This is a genomic window from Methanospirillum sp., assembly GCF_035560735.1.
Classification (GTDB): Archaea; Halobacteriota; Methanomicrobia; order Methanomicrobiales; family Methanospirillaceae; genus Methanospirillum.
The window spans coordinates 1-16,654 of sequence record NZ_DATMYY010000371.1; the positions used below are offsets into that span (position 1 = coordinate 1).

Consider the following 16,654-nt stretch of genomic DNA (forward strand, 5'->3'; position numbering starts at 1 on the left):
CGAAACCTTGATATTAGTTTTTCCCATATATCCTCAGAACTATCTTTGTAGATGTGGGGTTAAGGGTCTATGAAACAGGTGTTCACAGGACTATTTATATGCGGGTTCCTACTGCTTATCCAGATTGTGTCTGCAGTCCCAGGAGATATTATCTGGCAGCAGACTCTTGGCGGTCAGGCTGGAGAGGAGTGGGGCTATAGCGTTGATACGACTTCAGATAACGGGATGATCATTACCGGGATTGCATACTCTGAAGATGCTAATATTTCAGGGGCAAAAGGTCAGGGTGATCTCTGGGTGGTTCGGCTTGGTCCGGATGGCAAACCTCTTTGGAATCATGCATATGGTGGGAATGGTTCTGATTACGGTCTTTCAGTAAAAACCATCCCTGATGGTAGTTTCATCATCGTTGGAACTACCGGATCGACAAACGGGGACGTATCAGGTTACCATGACAACGGCGATCTCTGGGTGATTAAACTTTCATCTTCAGGTGAACCAGTCTGGAAACATGTGTATGGGGGGAATATGACTGATGAAGGTGGAGATATCATCCAGACTCCTGATGGTGGTTACATGCTGGTAGGGTACACTATGTCCAATGATGGTGATGTGACGGGTCATCATGGGGGTGGAGACCTCTGGATGTTGCATCTAAATCAAACTGGTTCAATTGTATGGCAGAAGACGTTTGGTGGATCAAAGCGGGATAGTGGTAGTAGTATCATCAGAACATCAGATGGTGGGTATGCCATGACTGGAAATACCTATTCCAGTGATGGAGATGTTACATCAAATCACGGTAGCAGCGATCTCTGGGTAATGAAGACCGATGCAAACGGTACTCTCCTCTGGCAGAAATCATATGGTGGTTCGAAACTCGATTGGGGTCATTCCCTGATAGAACTGCCGGGTGGCGATCTCCTGGTTGCCGGAGTGACGGCGTCTTCAGATGGTGATGTTCATCTTAATCACGGTGCAGGAGACATATGGGTTCTCCGACTTTCATCCCAGGGTAATTTGATCTGGGAGAAGACGTATGGTGGGAACTTCAGTGATAATGTCTGGAAGATAGAACCGTCTCCACGGGGAGGCGCTTTCCTTGTTGGGGAAACCTTCTCTGTAGATGGTGATATTCTGGGTAATCATGGCGATGCAGATCTCTGGACCTCTGAGATTGATGGAAACGGTACCATCCTCTGGCAGCGGACACTGGGTGGAAGTAATTATGATAGCGGGTCCTGGGGCAGGCTGATGCAGGATGGGAATCTGTCTGTAGTTGGAACAACACGCTCATCTGATGGCGACGTCCGTGGAATTATCGGAAATGGCGACCTCTGGGCAGTAAAGATAAGTACAGGAAATGTATCAACGAATGAACCTGTTCAGACTGCTTCTGTGAATACAAGTAATGTGAGTGCTGGTAATGGTACAGTTCCTCTCATTGCTACGAATGTAACCCAGCCACCACTTCCCCAACTGGTAAATAATACAACCAGTACTAGTGTCTTGAATGTCACTACTTCTCCGGTGATACCATCGGTTCCAGTAAATAGTTCTGAAAATAAGACGCTGGTCATCCCTCCGACAGTCATCAACCAGACTCCTGGAAATGCAACTGCAAATACAAATCAGACTAATACATCAAATTCGACCCTTGTTGCGATTCCTGGGTTTGTTCAGATTCCCGGCGATCCTAATCATGATGGAAAATATGAAGACCTGAATGGAAATGGGAAGATTGACTTGCAGGATCCACCTATACTCTTCAATAACTTTGACTGGATAAAAGCAAACCTTCCAAACCAGGCCTTTGATTTCAATGGAAATGGAGTTCTGGATTATGGGGATATCACCGCATTGTTTGAGGAGGCTTCCCGATGAAAAAATTGTACCTTGCGATATTAATTGTGCTTCTTACTGGTTTGTGCTCTGCATTCAGTAGTGCATCTACTATCACCATCTCTCCCGCCTCAATATCAGGAATAGGGATGAGCAGTACTGCGACAATCTCTCTTGACTCTGCTGATCAGGGCCTTTCCGGGTACGTTTTCTCGGTATACCCTCAAAGCCCGCAGGTTGCAACAATAGCCGGGGTAACATTCCCTGCTTGGGCAACTCTTTCTGATGCAGCACATGGTGATGGAACTGCCTATACCATCAGGGCTCTGGACATGAACGATGCTGTTAGTCCGGGAGCTAAAAATGTACCTCTTGCAACACTGAACCTTAATGGGGTATCACCAGGAAGCACTCAAATCATGGTTGAGGTTAAACAACTCGATGATGATGCCGGGAATGCAATTATTCCTCAGACAATTCCCGGACAGATCACGGTTGGGAACAGTGGTGGTGATCAGATCCTGAACCTGCAACTTGTACCTGGCTGGAACTTTGTTGGTATCCCGATGATTATGCAGCCAGGAACAGATACCGCAGAAGTGTTCAGAAATGTTCCAAGTGCCGGGCACTCAGTCTTTACCTATGATGCACAGAAGGGGTGGAGTATAGTCGGCCCGACGGATGCTCTCTCTCCGATGAATGCATACTGGATCTTCACTGAACAGGCACTGACCATTCCACTCAGGGTTCAGGGACCAGCCACATCCCCTCGTTCTCTTGGATCAGGATGGAATATTTTTGGACCACCCGGATTGGCACAAAAACCAGCGTCTGACATTCTTGCATGCTTATCAGACTGGACATATGTCGTAGGGTTTGATTCTGCACATCAGCAGTATCAGCAATCTATCATCAAAGGCGGTTCAGGACCAAATTCAGATAAAACCCCTCTGGTTCCAGGAGCAGGATATTGGATCTATCTCTCTGCACCTGGGCAACTTAACCCCTAGGGGACAAATCCATTTATTTCCGGGTGCCATTGTACTGAGAGACTTGCCGCTTGGCAAAAGACTCGGACGCTGATATCATGTATCTGAAAGCCGGAATAATTCTAGTATCACTGATCTTCATTGTCAGTAGTGTGTCTGCAATTCCACCACTGCCCTATGAGTTCTATGGCAACGCCACGATCAATGGTGCCCCTATACCTGCAGGAACTGTCATTTCAGCCAAAATTAACGGGACTGAAGTAGGGAACATCACAGTTGTCGATGCTGGTGTATATGGAGGTTCAGGCACCTTTGACAAGCGTCTTGTAGTAAATGGTGATGAAAAGCAGATCGGTCAGTATATTATCTTCAGTGCTCAGGGAATGGAGGCAGCACAGAAGGTCAAACTCTACGCCGGTGAATCCCAGCGTCTGGATCTGACCTTTGCACCCGGTGTATCAGGAAGTATTGATGCATCGGTCACTCCGTCCCAGCAGACCAATACTCCTGATCTCCCGAAAACAGAACCAACGAAGGCAGCACCTATGATCGGTGCTCCTATTGTTGCAGGTCTTCTAGCACTGGTACTGTTTGCGCGACGATCATAACTGTCACTCCCTTTTTCCCGCACCTTCATATCTTCCCACTGCATATCCACCTGTATGCCACAGGTGACCGTCTATTCAACGCAGAACTGCCCTTACTGTCGTCTAGCCAAGGCCTTTCTTGATCGATACGGGGTTGAATACCGGAGTATTGACGTTGGTGTCGATCGCACGGCAGCAAAAGAGATGGTTGAAAAGTCCGGCCAGTATGGGGTACCGGTCATCACTGTTGATGATGAGGTGATTGTTGGTTTTGATTCAAACCGGCTCTCTGAATTGTTTGGCAGTAGTGATGTGTCTTCAGTCTACGATATCATCATTGCCGGTGCAGGACCGGCAGGGATGACTGCGGCACTGTACTGTGCTCGTAAGAATCTGAAAACCATCGTCATTTCTGAAGATATCGGTGGTCAGGCTCTTGAGAGTTGGAATATTGAAAATTACATGGGCTACCGGATGATCACCGGCGATGAACTGATGTCAAAGTTTGAGGAACAGGTGAGGCAGACTGATATCAAGATCGAACTCGATCAGATTGCATCACTTCTTCCCACAACTGGTGGATACATCGTTAAGACCGCATCAGAAAAACAGTTCAAAGGGAAAAGTGTCATTCTCGCCCAGGGTAAACGGCCCAAGCGACTTGGGCTTGAGCGCGAGGAGGAGTTTACCGGCAGGGGGATATCAGTATGTGCCACATGTGATGGACCACTCTTCAAAGAGCGGGTCGTCGCTATTGTTGGTGGCGGGAACTCGGCACTGCAGACTGCCATTGAGATGAGCAATATTGCTACAACTGTGCATCTTATTGTCAGGAGCAAGATACGAGCTGATGCAGTTTACGAGGAGAAGATTAAAAACCATTCAAATATTATCATCCATCTTGGTTCAGAGGTGGCTGAACTCAAAGGAACTGATCGGCTCAGTGGTATCGTGATCAACGAACGTTCTTCCGGGAAGGGTGAAGAGCTGAATGTTGACGGCCTCTTCACTGAGATAGGCTGGGTACCAAACACTGGTTTCCTGGAAGGGCTTGTGAACCTCAATTATATGAAAGAGATTGTTATTGATATCAACTGTCGGACAAATGCACCTGGTATTTTTGCAGCCGGTGATGTTACTGCTGTTCTAGGCAAGCAGATCATTATTGCAGCCGGTGAAGGGGCAAAAGCAGCGCTGTCTGCCTTTGATTATCTGATGGTAAACCACTAATCTGGTTTATCTCTCTTTTTGAAAGAGCACTATCCGGTTGGTGTTGGTGCCGATCTCCATGTTTGATACCCCCCATATGTTTGCGGTTTTGGTAAATTCCTGGCTGTTCACCACAATCCCAACACAGGTAAACCCGGCGCTTATTCCAACCGGGACAATCACCTCATCAAGCATGACTGTCCGGTTCCTCACTTCCCCGACTTCAAAGGCTACCCATCCACCAGGTCGTGTGATCCTGAAGAGTTCATGAAAAACTCCCTGCATCACATCAGTCCAATCAGTCACTTTTTGGAGTTTGGTTATCTTTTTTCCTATCTCCTCTTCATCAATACCATTGAACCAGCATCTAAGCCAATTGTCAGCAGCGTACTGAACGATATCAAGAAATGGAGGTGATGTAACTGTGAGAAAAACAGAATTTTCCTCTATCGAAGGTGTTTGTCGAGCATCTCCTGTTATAAACTGAATTTTTTCTCCCGCTTCATGAAGGTTTTGGATCTCCTGTCTGGTTAGATCCTTCACAAGAATCCGGGTTTTTTTCAGGATAATATCCCTGGTGTTCCGGTATGTGGGTTGCTGCCCCCGTGTCTCATTTATTTTGATCTGTCGCTCTTGTGAGACTGCCTGGTTTGGCGGGAGGGTGTATACTGAAAAGAAACCGGGAGAATGTCCGGTCAGCCGGTTGGTTGCAACCATTCGGATCCACTGATCCAAATGGTCCAGGCTGCTAGTATGTTGACGGTTCAGGATATACGCCCGGAGAGAAAGGATCTCTGCCTCAGTCTCCGGATGATAAAACATGGAGAGATCACGTTGAGCCTTGAACCCGGATTTATACGGAATTGAAAGAAGCCTTGCTTTGACTTCTACTGGATCAGGGATAAAAAATCTTGGGACCGTAAGAATCCGGGAGAGGGGGTTGATATCATTTGCAACCACCTTTCTTCCAAGAAGACCAGCCTCAAGAGATGTCGTTCCTCTTCCTGCAAACGGATCATACACAAGATCTCCCGGCTCTGTTAGAAGTTTGATGAAAAACCTGGGAAGTTGTGGTTTGAAACAGGCACGGTATGATATCTCCTGCACTTTGGAAGCCTGTCTCTGTCGCGCTGTCCAGAACTCATTTGTGTACCTGGTTACATTCTCCCCTGAAACTGAGATGACGTCCTGAAGTGTTGTCCCTTCGCTGAGAGTACGCTGGCCTGAAAAGTCATCTTCAAGAATAAAAGACCGAAGGTATGTATCCACCTCCGCAGGATCTCGCCGGCTCATTCTGATGTTACTTACCCTCTTTTTTCCGGTAGCCGTCAAGCAGGAGAGTCATCAGATTTTTAACCGGTTTTTTTGTATGTTCCTGAATATGGTATTCGCAGAATGGGCAGATCGTAATTACTGAATCAGCACCTGTCGCTTCGATGGCGCTTCTTCGCAGCTCTCCAAGTGCGGCAGCCTCTTCGGGAATTCCTGACCTGACTCCCCCGCCAGATCCGCAGCACTGCGCTGGCATCTCCACAAAAGATCCTGCGACTCTCCGGATCAGCTCTCTGGGCTGCTCACTGATTCCCTGTCCGTTCATGAGGTGGCAGGGATCGTGGTAGGTCACTATCTCATCAAGACGGGCAGGCTCTGGAATCTCTATCCCTGTCAGTATTTCGGTGACATCTTTAACAGTAAATGGGGTCTCATAGTCATGCTTCAGGGTTGAACCACACCCTGCGCACATTGTCATCACTGTTGTGATTCCTCGGCTCTTGAATGCCCGGATATTTTTCTCTTTGATTTCATCAAGAAACGAGGTCTGTCCTGTTCTTATAAGGGGCGAACCGCAGCAGATCTGATCCTTTGGAATTATGACTCTGATACCGACGCGTTTCATTACTTCCAGTAGATCAAGTGCACGTTCAGGGAGCCTTCCGTTGAACATACAGCCGACAAAAAATCCTACCTCACCTTTCACCTCGCCAAAGGGTTCGATGACATCTGGGACCTGATCGAGAAATGTTTTGTCAGATGTCTCAACGCTTCGTCCTGTTCTTTTTACAAGATCTGCAACTGCCTGATGCCGTGGGAGAGTAAGTCCTTCGCGGTTTGCGATCTCACGAAGTTTCTCGATCGCTTTTCCCGGTATCTCGATCTCTTTCGGGCAGACGACCCGGCATCTCTGGCAACTGGTACAGGTGAAAAGTCCCTGGGTGATTGCATCCCTGATCCTGTTTCCTGTCTCACGAGGATCAAGAGCGATCCTCATCTGTGCACGCATTGAGGTGGGTCCAATAAATTCTGTCACCTTCATCGCTGGACAGGCTGAAACACATGAGAGGCACTCAATGCAATCACGGAGTGGTTTTAGTCTTGCAATTAGTGCAGGATCCGGGATATCATGACAGTCACAAGGGCGGATACGGGGGATTGAGTTGATACCCCTGACAAGTTCAACAACCAGGTCTTTGATTACAGGAAGATCCAGTGGTTCGATGAGCATCCCGTCTGTTGCCTCGGTCATGCAGGCAAGAGCAGGCTCACCGTTGACCCTGACTGCACAACTTCCACACTGACCTGCACGACAACTGGACCTGAATGAAAGGGTGGGATCCTGGCTCTGGATCGCCTGCAAAACATTGAGAATGCGTGCTCCTTCATTCACATCAACAGTGTATTGTTCTGTTTGCGGTTTCTGATCTCTTGCAGGATCAAATCGTGAAACCCGGACATTCAGGTTGATCATGCTGCCTCCCTGTGTTCTATCGAGACACCTTTCTGGCTGATATGAGTGTGACCGAAGGGGGAGGATGCATTATCCCAATCCTGGGTTATGTCAGTCCTGACATGGGCACCGCGAGATTCCTCTCTAGTCAGGGCAGAACGCACGATAAGGCGGGCGGTAGTCATCATGTTTTTCACAATACAGCATTCTGCAAATTCTTCCGGAATTGTGGCTTTCATCCTGACCTGGTCAAGTGAGTCAATCTCGCTTAAGGTCTGCTGAAGTGCATCCTTGTTCCTGAATATTCCTGCCCCGTTCCACATCGCCTCCTGAAGTCGTGCCCGTACCTCATGAGCAGGATTATGTCCTTCAGAAAATTCCATGAGAGTCTTGATCACCGGCTGGATTGCAGAATTGTTCAGGTTCTTCTCGCGGACCGGCTCTTTACCAACTGAGTCACCAGCCCTTCTCCCAAACACCTGTGTCTCTGCAAGGGCGTTGCCACCAAGTCTGTTTGCACCATGAACACCTCCTGCAACCTCACCACAGGCAAACAGACCAGGCACTGATGTTCTGCATTCAGGATCGATGCGTAGACCTCCCATGATATGGTGCGCAGTGGGTGCGACTTCCATCGGTTCTTTCCGAATATCAACGCCGAACATCAGGAATTGTTCAAGCATAGTTGGAAGCCTGGTTTCTATCTCTTCAGAAGAGCGGTGTGAAATATCAAGCCAGACACCGCCGTGTGGTGTTCCACGTCCTTCCCTGATCTCAGTGGCTGCAGCCCGTGCTACAACATCACGGGTTGAGAGTTCCATCCGCTGGGGATCGTACCGGGTCATAAACCGCTCGCCGAGCGCGTTTTTTAGAACACCTCCCTCTCCCCTGACTGCCTCTGTCACAAGACGGCCCCGGGCATCCCAAGGATACACGGCACCAGTGGGATGGAACTGGACCTGTTCCATGTCGATGAGTTCTGCACCTGCGCGAAATCCCATTGCATACCCGTCACCGGTTCCGCTTGTTGAGTTGGTAGAAATATCATACACCCGGGTTCCACCACCTGTTGCAAGGACCACTGCGTCGGCAAGAAATTCAATGAGTTCTCCATTTCTGTTGAGACCGGCAGCACCGATAACCCGCCCACCCTCACAGAGCAAAGATATGATCGTCACCTCATGACAGATTCTGACCTGTGTTGCTGCCAGGCGATCCATCAGGGTGATCATCATCTCATGGCCTGTGCGGTCACCTGCAAAACAGGTCCGAGGAAAACACTGTCCTCCAAATGGACGTTGAGCCAGGGAACATTCGCCTGTGACATCAAAAACGGCTCCCCAGGAGAGGAGATCCCGGATTCTTTCTGGTGATTCGGTTACAAGAGTTCTGACAAGTTCTAGGTTATTGAGGAAGGCTCCCCCTTTCATGGTGTCAGCGAAGTGATCATCAGTTTTGTCATCGCAGTTCAGGACGGCATTATACCCGCCCTCTGCCATGATGGTGCAGCCACCTTTTCCGGCAATGGTCTTTGCGACCAGAACACACTCTCCATGTGCCGATGCTTCGATGGCAGCCCTGACTCCGGCGCCACCGCTTCCGATGACCAGAACATGCGAACTGATGATCTCCCTGACCTTCATCTTAATAGTAGGGTGCATCCTAAAATGAGATAAAAAGTACTTAGTATGAGAGTTGCGGCTGAATGAAGCTCATAATGAAATTTGGGGGGACCTCTGTCCAGAATGCTGATGCCGTTGGCAAGACCATGGATATCATCACCAGTCATCTGGCAAAAGGTGATCAAATGGTGGTCGTGGTCTCGGCACAGCGCGGTGTAACTGATCGGATCATTGAGACTGCAGAGCAGATGGTCAGCTCCCGAGACACTTCGGCAGTGAGCATCCTTGTCGAATATCTTACATCCACTCACCTGACCACCCTTCAGGCGGTCGCTCCTGATTATTATTCTGAAACAAGCGAGGTTATTATCAGGGCGATTAACAACCTCCATGATTTTCTCCATGCTGTTTTTCATCTGCGGGAACTTACCTCCCGATCACGCGATTATGTGATCTCATTTGGGGAGCGGTTGAATGCACCAATAATCAGTGCTGCAATCAGGCAACGGGGGATCTCTTCTCTGGCCCTTGACGGATGTGAGGCTGGAATTCTGACAACTGGCAACCACGGTGATGCAATTGCGCTGCCAGCTGGAGAAGCACGGATTCGCTCCCGTCTTGAACCTCTCATCGCAACCTCTGTCCCGGTGGTTATGGGATTCATGGGATCTACTGAGAAGGGTGTTGTAACCACTCTTGGGCGAAGCGGTTCAGACTACACAGCCGCTATTCTTGGTGCTGCACTCATGGTAGATGAGATCTGGATCTGGACTGATGTGGATGGAATTATGACCACTGATCCCAGACTGGTCAAAGATGCGCGTGTAATCCCCAGGATCTCTTATATCGAGGTTATGGAACTCTCCTACTTTGGAGCCAAGGTTATGCACTCACGCTCGATCGAGCCTGCAATGCAGAAGAATATCCCCGTATGGGTGAAGAATACCTTCAATCCTTCTTATCCGGGTACCTGCATTGAGAAGGGTGAGCGTCGTGAGACGAGGGTGGTGAAGGCCATTACCTTCATTGACAAAGTGGCAGCCATCACCATCACCGGTGCCCAGATGATTGGAAGACCGGGGGTAGCCAAGCATATCTTCTCTATCCTTGCTGAGAATCAGATCAACGTGATGATGATCTCCCAGGGCTCTTCTGAAGCAAATATCTCTCTAATCATCGAAGAAAAGCAAGTACAGACTGCCAAGGATGCCCTGCAACCGCTGAAGGAGCGATGTGTCTTCAGGGAGATCACTGCAAACGAAGATGTATGTGCTGTCGCAGTTGTTGGTTCAGGTATGGCTGGTATGGCCGGGACAGCCGGACGAACGTTCTCTGCTCTTGGAAAAGCCGGGATTAATGCTATGATGATCTCGCAGGGCTCTTCTGAGGTAAACATATCGTTTGTGGTAAAACAGGAGGACGGACCCAGAGCTGTGATGGTCCTCCATGAAGAGTTTGAACTCTCTACCAAGTGTGAGGAATGCTGATGACAGACAACAATAAGGATGCGTACCGGGAAGCCGGGGTTGATATTGACCTTGAGGCCCAGGCTGTAAAGGCGCTGGTTTCTCAGTTGACTTTCAAACGAAACGGCGAATACCAGATGGCTTCAGACATCGGTCATTTTGCCGGGTTTGTAAATTTTGGCTCCCATGTCCTTGCACTTGCAGTTGACGGGGTCGGCACCAAGATGCTCATCGCCGATGAACTGAAAGACTGGTCAACTGTAGGGATAGACTGCATCGCGATGAATGTCAACGACCTCTATGTCATGAACCTGGAGCCTGTGGCGTTTGTCGATTATGTTGCAACAAATGCTCTCTCACTTGAACAGATGAAACAGATTGGAATTGGTTTAAACGAGGGGGCCCACCTTTCCAATATCTCAATTGTCGGGGGTGAGACCGCCACTCTGAAGGGATTAGTTCAGGGTTTAGACCTTGCCGGTGCCTGCCTTGGAATTCAGGAGAAGGATAAGGTGATAAGCGGTGAGAAGGTTGTCCCGGGAGACCTCATTGTTGGCATCCCCTCGTCTGGTATCCACAGCAACGGTCTGACACTTGCCAGGAGGATGGTTACTGAGCATGGTTCATATGATGAACGACTCAGTAATGGCCGGACAATCGGAGAAATCCTGCTCACTCCAACTCGTATCTATGCTGAAGTTCTGAAACTCACTGCTATTACTCAGGTTCATGGCATGTGTCACATTACCGGTGGCGGTCTCCTCAATCTTACCCGACTCTCCGGGTATGGGTTCTCTGTCGATACACCGCTCGAGCCCCAGGAGATCTATCGCTGGATCCAGGAGAAAGGGAAAATTTCTGACAGTGAGATGTATCGGACCTTTAACATGGGGATGGGATATGTCTGCATTGTACCTGAATCAGGTGTGGCAGCAGTCAGTTCTATCTTCCCAGATGCAAAAATTGTCGGCAGGGTCACCGAGCAGCCGGGTGTATTGCTGAAAGGAAAAGAGATCCGATAGCTCTTAAATCAGAGCGAATCGGTACAGATATCATAGGACTCTTTTTTCGCTCGATCTGAATCTATCACAGAGTTACCCATTGGATCAATAATGATTAGGGTTATCGGAAATGATCCGGTTTTTACCTGTGCAATCTTCTCCTTGAGATCCATTGCATTTCTGCGCTGTTCATCATCGCCATCGATGATCGCACCGTCAAGGACTTTGTCAATTCGCATGAGGATACCCTCCACATTGGAGACAAAACCCTCACATGCAGGACCTGGTGTGATCTCAACACCAAGCTCAGGTATCTGGATCTCTCCCTGTGTGCTTCTGACAACTCTGACCATCAGATCCTCTTCTGATGTGACAGGGAATTCTATCCGCACGGGCTCGCGGGAAGTCAGAGACTGGACATCGGAAAATCTGTAACCGCAGAGTGGACAGGAGCATGTGATGATCAGGATCTCGGAGAAATAGGGTATATTTTCGGTCTCATAGAGATATTCGACCTCTTCACCACAGGCCGGGCAGGCTCCCCTGACCTCCTGACGCACTCAGGCACCGCCACCGATCCGGTCGCGTGATATCTTGACATTGCGGGGGGTGATGATTACATACTGCTGGTCCCCGAGACCGACGATATCTCCGTCAACATCACGCGCAACCTGGTAAAAGTCCTTCATCACCCGCTCGTAATTGATCTTGTCCATCTTGAGCCGGTTGATATCAACTATAACGATATCGCCATCATAGATCTGATCCTTAACTATCTGGCTCTCCCGCAGGCTGGTGACGGTTGCCACCTTTACAAGCAGTGCAGGATTCTCACCCTCGTAATCCTTCAGGGGGAGTTCTTTATACTGGTCAGGATCACTGTTATCTTTGGGCCTGAAGATAAGGTCACGAAGTCCCATAACAAAACCTTTTTGTGTGCTCAATATTAAAGATGCTGGTTTCCGTGGTATTTTCCGGCGAATTTCCTGTATCAGAGTTCAACGGTCCAGATCTCATCTCCGACATGATGGAATGTTTTGATAACCTTGCCTTTCTCCTGTGCCATGAGGTCTTCAGCATCGAAGAGGGCAATTCCAAGGGCCAGCGGTTTTCCATGACGTTCGTCAACTATCTGAACAGGTCTTCCTGCTTTTACATCAGGGCTCACTGATTTAACTCCCGGGCGCATGATGTCTGCACCGTTTATGACAAATGAAACTGCACCCATGTCAACGACTATGCGTCTTTCAGGAAAGGGTCTTGCAAGTGCGCCCTTAAGACTTGGAAAGAGAACACCGTCTTTCTCAAGAAGCAGCGGTTCTTTATCAACGAGATAAATGTGGAGCTGCGTACCTGTCTCAAGCACCTCGATGGTTTTGGCAGTAAAGAGTTCAGCAGACGCCCCTATCTCCTCGTTCAGAGACTCGATGAGTTCAGCAACCTGTGACTTCCTGATCGGATGGCGCCGTTTTGCAATTATTTTACCCATATATCAGGTATCATTTTGATGATCAAACCCATATATGTCTGTAGATAACGGGCCTGAAACCCGGAGGGTGGATTCGGAAAATGTTTAAGTACCGTCCACTCTCAATCTATTCACTCATCTCGAGTTACACAGGGTAGTAATATGACCAAAAGACCTATGGATATTTTAGATCAGGTCCTCAACCGGCAACCGGTACTGGTATCTCTGAAAGGCGGACGTGAAATCCGGGGCGTCCTGCAGGGATATGATGTCCACATGAACCTCGTCCTCGATAAGGCAGAGGAGGAGATAAACGGGCAGCCTGCAAGTATCGGCACCCTGATTATCCGCGGCGATAATGTCATCTACATCTCCCCGTCAGTTCAATAAGAGGTAACGAGTCTATGTCAAAAGGAACACCATCACGCGGAAAGCGTCAGACGCAGACCCACATCACCTGCCGGCGGTGTGGAAAGATGTCCTACCACAAGAGACACAAGATATGTTCTTCATGTGGATTTGGACGGAGCCCAAGACTTCGTGGATACCGCTGGATTAACAAGCGGCCAAAAGAAGCAACTCATTAATCATGTGCGGTATCGTTGGCATCAGTAATTGTGCCGACGTCTCCTTTTCTCTTTATTATGCGCTGTACGCGCTTCAGCATCGCGGTCAGGAAAGTGCCGGGATTGCCACTTTTAACGGAAGCGGACTGTGTAAGTTCAAAGGTAATGGCCTTGTATCAGAAGTCTTTTCAGAGGCTACACTCAGTTCGCTTTCCGGTTCGGTAGGTATTGGCCATGTCCGGTATCCAACAACCGGAGAGAACCGGCCAGAGAATATCCAGCCGTTTCTTTTCAGTTTCCGCGGACATGTGATTGCAATAGCCCACAATGGCAACCTGGTCAACTACCGTGATCTTCGGACAAAGTTCGAGGATAAGGGGCAGATATTCTGGTCTACCTCTGATACTGAGATCATCTCTAAGATCATAACCGAAGAGATCAGGAAAGGCGGCACTATTGAAGACGCTGTTCGCAAGTGCATGGAGTGTCTGAAGGGCTCGTACTCGGTTGTGATGATGTACGATGGAGATCTCTATGCGTTTCGTGATCCTCATGGTATTCGCCCGCTCTGCTTTGGCAAGGCTGGTGATTCGTATGTCATCTGTTCAGAGAGTGTAGCCATTGATGCGCTGGCTGGAACACTTGAGCGCGATGTATATCCTGGTGAAATGATTCACATCAATCAGGATGGAGTCAGGTCTAAGCAGATTGCCGAGGCACGACATCGGGGACACTGTGTCTTTGAGTACATCTACTTTGCGAGAGCGGATTCACGTCTCGACGGCTCGCTCGTGTATGATGTGCGCAGAAAGATAGGTGCCCAGATCTCTGATGATGAACCAGTGAAAGCAGATGTTGTCTGCCCGGTTCCTGACTCCGGCACAGCGTATGCAGTAGGTTTCTCTGAGCAATCCGGCATTCCCTTTAAGGAGTGTCTGATAAAGAACCGGTATATGGGTCGGACATTTATCATGCCAACCCAGAAAAAGCGTGAACAGGCTGTAAGGATCAAACTCAATCCTATCCCTGATCACCTGAATAACCGCTCGGTGGTTCTGGTTGATGATTCAATTGTGCGGGGAACAACTTCCCGGAGAATCATTGAAACGATGAGGGATGCAGGGGCAAAAGAGATTCATATGAGGATCGGCTCTCCCATCATCAAGGCTCCATGCTACCTGGGGGTTGACATGCCTACCCGGACTGAACTCATCGGCAGTGACAAGGATGTTGAGGAAGTTCGCAAAAGTATCACCGCGACATCACTTCACTACCTTTCGGTTTCTGCACTTGTAGAAGCAATCGGGATCCCACAGGAAGATCTCTGTCTTGGGTGTCTTACCGGCTGTTATCCGGTTGAGATCACCAATGAGGTATGTGATAACCGGTGTATCACAATCGTTGACCGTGATTTTCAGACAAACCTCTTTCACCATTGACTTTTTTTAATCTCTTTGATATCCTGCCGTTATCTATCCTGAAACTGCTTTCAGATGACAACCATCAAGTCATCTTCAGGCGACCTAGTAATGAGTACTGTGAAATTTAACGTTCTTGTTAGTGACGATCTTGCAGAAGAGGGTATAGAAATTCTCAGAGAGAAGGTGATGGTTGATGTGCAGACTGGTTTATCAGAGGATGAGCTTGTTGCAACCATTGAGAACTATGATGCTCTTCTGGTCCGCTCCGGTACGCAGGTTACCGAGAGAGTAATTGAGGCAGGTAAAAAACTGCGGTTCATCGGCAGGGCCGGGGCTGGTGTTGACAATATCGATATGAAGGCCGCAACAAAGCGTGGAATCATCGTTGCGAATGCCCCTGAGGGTAACACGCTGGCTGCGACAGAGCATACCATGGCAATGATGCTCTCTCTCTGCCGAAATACACCACAGGCAAATGCATCAATGCAGGCAGGTGAGTGGAAGCGGTCCAAGTTCATGGGTGTTGAACTGAACGAGAAGACTCTTGGTATTGTGGGTCTTGGCAGAATTGGAAGAGAGATTGCAAAGCGGGCCTCTTCCTTTGACATGAAAATTATCGGATATGACCCTTTCATCACTACAGAGAAGGCTGCAGCGATGGGTATTCAGTCGATGAGTCTTGAAGATCTCTTCAAGCAGGCAGATATCATCACGGTTCATACCCCCCTGATCAAAGAGACCCGTCATATTGTAAATTCACAGACCATCAAGACAATGAAAGACGGGGTCAGGATCATCAACTGCGCGCGTGGCGGAATCATCGACGAACAGGCGCTTGCTGATGCTGTAAAATCAGGGAAGGTTGCCGGTGCAGCGATCGACGTCTTTGAGTCAGAACCTCCTAAGGATTCCCCGCTCCTTGGCATTCCCGGAATCATTACCACGCCACATCTGGGTGCAAGCACTGTCGAGGCACAGAAGAATGTCTCTATCTCGGTAGCGAAGCAGTGTCTTGAAGTCCTGACTGGCGGAAGTGCGAAGTATGTTGTGAATGCGCCAATTATTCCTGCAGACCTTCATGATTCTATCCAGCCGTTTGCAATCCTAGCCGAGAAGATGGGTCGCCTGTTGGTCCAGATCGCTGATGGCAGGATACAGAAACTTGAGATGATCTATGGTGGAGAACTTGGATCGATTGGGCCATCATCAAAACTGATCACTCATATGGCAATCAAGGGCCTTCTGGATCCCATTCTCCGGTTCCCGGTGAACATGGTCAATGCATCGGTAGTAGCCCAGGACCGGGGTATTTCTGTGTCTGAAACCCAGACTGCCGAGTCAGCTGGATACAAGAACCTCCTGACAATGAATGTAGTGACTGATACAGGAAATCTCTGTATTTCAGGATCTGTTCTCTATCAGGGAGGAAGCAGGATTGTCTCTATCGCTGGATACACGATGGATATGATCCCAGAAGGCGCGGTCATCATCTCACGTCATCTGGACAAGCCAGGAGTTATCGGGCGTGCTTCTACCATTCTCGGAGAAAGTCAGATTAATATCGCTGGAATGCAGGTTGGAAGATTCAAAGCCGGAGAAGAAGCAATCATGGTCCTGAATGTTGACGGTGATGTTCCTGAAGGAGTTATGGAAGCCATCCGGGGAATGCCTGGGATATATTCAGCAAAGTTTGCACGGCTCTAACCGGTGAATAGATTCAAACAAAAACAATAATTTTTATATAGTCGTCCTCCCTAC

16 protein-coding genes are annotated in these 16,654 nt (G+C 48.8%); 10 read left to right on the forward strand and 6 right to left on the reverse strand.

Translation table 11 applies throughout. From position 1 onward, the window contains the following. Positions 1-69: 69 nt before the first annotated feature. From VN429_RS10950 to VN429_RS10965, 4 genes are all read left to right on the forward strand, one after another. Positions 70-1,884 carry a hypothetical protein gene (locus tag VN429_RS10950; protein ID WP_325633229.1) on the forward strand — a complete coding sequence of 605 codons (1,815 nt, stop codon included), beginning with the start codon at positions 70-72 and terminating at the stop codon, positions 1,882-1,884. Next, complete coding sequence (locus tag VN429_RS10955; protein ID WP_325633231.1) at positions 1,881-2,852, forward strand: hypothetical protein; 972 nt, start codon at positions 1,881-1,883, stop codon at positions 2,850-2,852. The genes VN429_RS10950 and VN429_RS10955 overlap by 4 nt, the downstream gene beginning before the upstream one ends. A 77-nt stretch (positions 2,853-2,929) precedes the next feature. Then, positions 2,930-3,439 carry a hypothetical protein gene (locus VN429_RS10960; protein WP_325633233.1) on the forward strand — a complete coding sequence of 170 codons (510 nt, stop codon included), beginning with the start codon at positions 2,930-2,932 and terminating at the stop codon, positions 3,437-3,439. A 54-nt stretch (positions 3,440-3,493) separates the two neighbouring features. Further along, positions 3,494-4,648, forward strand: coding sequence for an FAD-dependent oxidoreductase (locus VN429_RS10965; protein WP_325633235.1), 1,155 nt, complete (start codon positions 3,494-3,496; stop codon positions 4,646-4,648). Positions 4,649-4,654: 6 nt separating this feature from the next. Here the strand turns inward: VN429_RS10965 and VN429_RS10970 are convergent, their stop codons facing one another. Genes VN429_RS10970 through tfrA form a run of 3 tightly spaced genes read right to left on the reverse strand, consistent with a single transcriptional unit; the run spans position 4,655 to position 8,995 of the window. After that, complete coding sequence (locus VN429_RS10970) at positions 4,655-5,896, reverse strand: DNA methyltransferase (RefSeq protein WP_325633237.1); 1,242 nt, start codon at positions 5,894-5,896, stop codon at positions 4,655-4,657. A 31-nt stretch (positions 5,897-5,927) separates the two neighbouring features. Then, positions 5,928-7,373: a fumarate reductase (CoM/CoB) subunit TfrB gene (tfrB, locus tag VN429_RS10975; protein WP_325633239.1), complete on the reverse strand. Its 1,446-nt coding sequence runs from the start codon at positions 7,371-7,373 to the stop codon at positions 5,928-5,930. Beyond that, the gene (gene tfrA, locus VN429_RS10980) at positions 7,370-8,995 is read right to left on the reverse strand and encodes a fumarate reductase (CoM/CoB) subunit TfrA (protein WP_325633256.1); all 1,626 of its coding nucleotides are present in this window, start codon (positions 8,993-8,995) and stop codon (positions 7,370-7,372) included. Before tfrA ends, tfrB begins: the two co-directional genes overlap by 4 nt. Before the next feature lie 62 nt (positions 8,996-9,057). Between tfrA and VN429_RS10985 the strand changes: the two genes are divergently transcribed. Both VN429_RS10985 and purM read left to right on the forward strand, forming a co-directional pair. Continuing rightward, positions 9,058-10,461, forward strand: a complete 1,404-nt coding sequence (locus tag VN429_RS10985) for an aspartate kinase (RefSeq protein WP_325633241.1) — start codon at positions 9,058-9,060, stop codon at positions 10,459-10,461. Next, complete coding sequence (gene purM / locus VN429_RS10990; protein ID WP_325633243.1) at positions 10,461-11,462, forward strand: phosphoribosylformylglycinamidine cyclo-ligase; 1,002 nt, start codon at positions 10,461-10,463, stop codon at positions 11,460-11,462. The genes VN429_RS10985 and purM overlap by 1 nt, the downstream gene beginning before the upstream one ends. Positions 11,463-11,470: 8 nt before the next feature. Here the strand turns inward: purM and VN429_RS10995 are convergent, their stop codons facing one another. The 3 genes from VN429_RS10995 to VN429_RS11005 all read right to left on the reverse strand — a co-directional run bounded on the left by VN429_RS10995 (position 11,471) and on the right by VN429_RS11005 (position 12,930). Continuing rightward, positions 11,471-12,001, reverse strand: a complete 531-nt coding sequence (locus tag VN429_RS10995; RefSeq protein ID WP_325633245.1) for a ZPR1 zinc finger domain-containing protein — start codon at positions 11,999-12,001, stop codon at positions 11,471-11,473. Continuing rightward, a complete protein-coding gene (locus VN429_RS11000) occupies positions 12,002-12,361 on the reverse strand; it encodes a cell division protein SepF (protein ID WP_109969874.1) in 360 nt (119 codons plus the stop codon). A 71-nt stretch (positions 12,362-12,432) separates the two neighbouring features. Further along, positions 12,433-12,930 carry an RNA-binding protein gene (locus VN429_RS11005; RefSeq protein ID WP_325633248.1) on the reverse strand — a complete coding sequence of 166 codons (498 nt, stop codon included), beginning with the start codon at positions 12,928-12,930 and terminating at the stop codon, positions 12,433-12,435. 141 nt (positions 12,931-13,071) lie between these two features. Here VN429_RS11005 and VN429_RS11010 point away from each other — a divergent pair, with 141 nt between their 5' ends. The 4 genes from VN429_RS11010 to serA are packed head-to-tail and all read left to right on the forward strand — an operon-like array spanning position 13,072 to position 16,600. Further along, entirely contained in the window at positions 13,072-13,299 is a 228-nt protein-coding gene (locus VN429_RS11010) for an LSM domain-containing protein (protein WP_109969872.1), read from the forward strand. A 14-nt stretch (positions 13,300-13,313) separates the two neighbouring features. Beyond that, a complete protein-coding gene (locus tag VN429_RS11015) occupies positions 13,314-13,496 on the forward strand; it encodes a 50S ribosomal protein L37e (RefSeq protein ID WP_109969871.1) in 183 nt (60 codons plus the stop codon). A gap of 2 nt (positions 13,497-13,498) precedes the next feature. After that, complete coding sequence (gene purF / locus VN429_RS11020) at positions 13,499-14,914, forward strand: amidophosphoribosyltransferase (protein ID WP_325633252.1); 1,416 nt, start codon at positions 13,499-13,501, stop codon at positions 14,912-14,914. 54 nt (positions 14,915-14,968) lie between these two features. Beyond that, positions 14,969-16,600 (forward strand): phosphoglycerate dehydrogenase, encoded by a 1,632-nt coding sequence (serA, locus tag VN429_RS11025; protein ID WP_325633254.1) that lies wholly within the window; start codon positions 14,969-14,971, stop codon positions 16,598-16,600. The last annotated feature ends 54 nt before the right edge of the window (positions 16,601-16,654 follow it).

Excerpts from the sequence above, each read along its gene's own strand:
- VN429_RS11015 (WP_109969871.1), top strand. The coding sequence starts at position 13,314 with ATGTCAAAAGGAACACCATCACGCGGAAAGCGTCAGACGCAGACCCAC.
- VN429_RS10950 (WP_325633229.1), top strand. The coding sequence starts at position 70 with ATGAAACAGGTGTTCACAGGACTATTTATATGCGGGTTCCTACTGCTT.
- tfrA (WP_325633256.1), bottom strand. The coding sequence starts at position 8,995 with ATGAAGGTCAGGGAGATCATCAGTTCGCATGTTCTGGTCATCGGAAGC.
- purM (WP_325633243.1), top strand. The coding sequence starts at position 10,461 with ATGACAGACAACAATAAGGATGCGTACCGGGAAGCCGGGGTTGATATT.
- VN429_RS10985 (WP_325633241.1), top strand. The coding sequence starts at position 9,058 with ATGAAGCTCATAATGAAATTTGGGGGGACCTCTGTCCAGAATGCTGAT.
- tfrB (WP_325633239.1), bottom strand. The coding sequence starts at position 7,373 with ATGATCAACCTGAATGTCCGGGTTTCACGATTTGATCCTGCAAGAGAT.
- VN429_RS11010 (WP_109969872.1), top strand. The coding sequence starts at position 13,072 with ATGACCAAAAGACCTATGGATATTTTAGATCAGGTCCTCAACCGGCAA.
- VN429_RS10960 (WP_325633233.1), top strand. The coding sequence starts at position 2,930 with ATGTATCTGAAAGCCGGAATAATTCTAGTATCACTGATCTTCATTGTC.
- serA (WP_325633254.1), top strand. The coding sequence starts at position 14,969 with ATGACAACCATCAAGTCATCTTCAGGCGACCTAGTAATGAGTACTGTG.
- VN429_RS10955 (WP_325633231.1), top strand. The coding sequence starts at position 1,881 with ATGAAAAAATTGTACCTTGCGATATTAATTGTGCTTCTTACTGGTTTG.
- VN429_RS11005 (WP_325633248.1), bottom strand. The coding sequence starts at position 12,930 with ATGGGTAAAATAATTGCAAAACGGCGCCATCCGATCAGGAAGTCACAG.
- VN429_RS11000 (WP_109969874.1), bottom strand. The coding sequence starts at position 12,361 with ATGGGACTTCGTGACCTTATCTTCAGGCCCAAAGATAACAGTGATCCT.
- VN429_RS10965 (WP_325633235.1), top strand. The coding sequence starts at position 3,494 with ATGCCACAGGTGACCGTCTATTCAACGCAGAACTGCCCTTACTGTCGT.
- purF (WP_325633252.1), top strand. The coding sequence starts at position 13,499 with ATGTGCGGTATCGTTGGCATCAGTAATTGTGCCGACGTCTCCTTTTCT.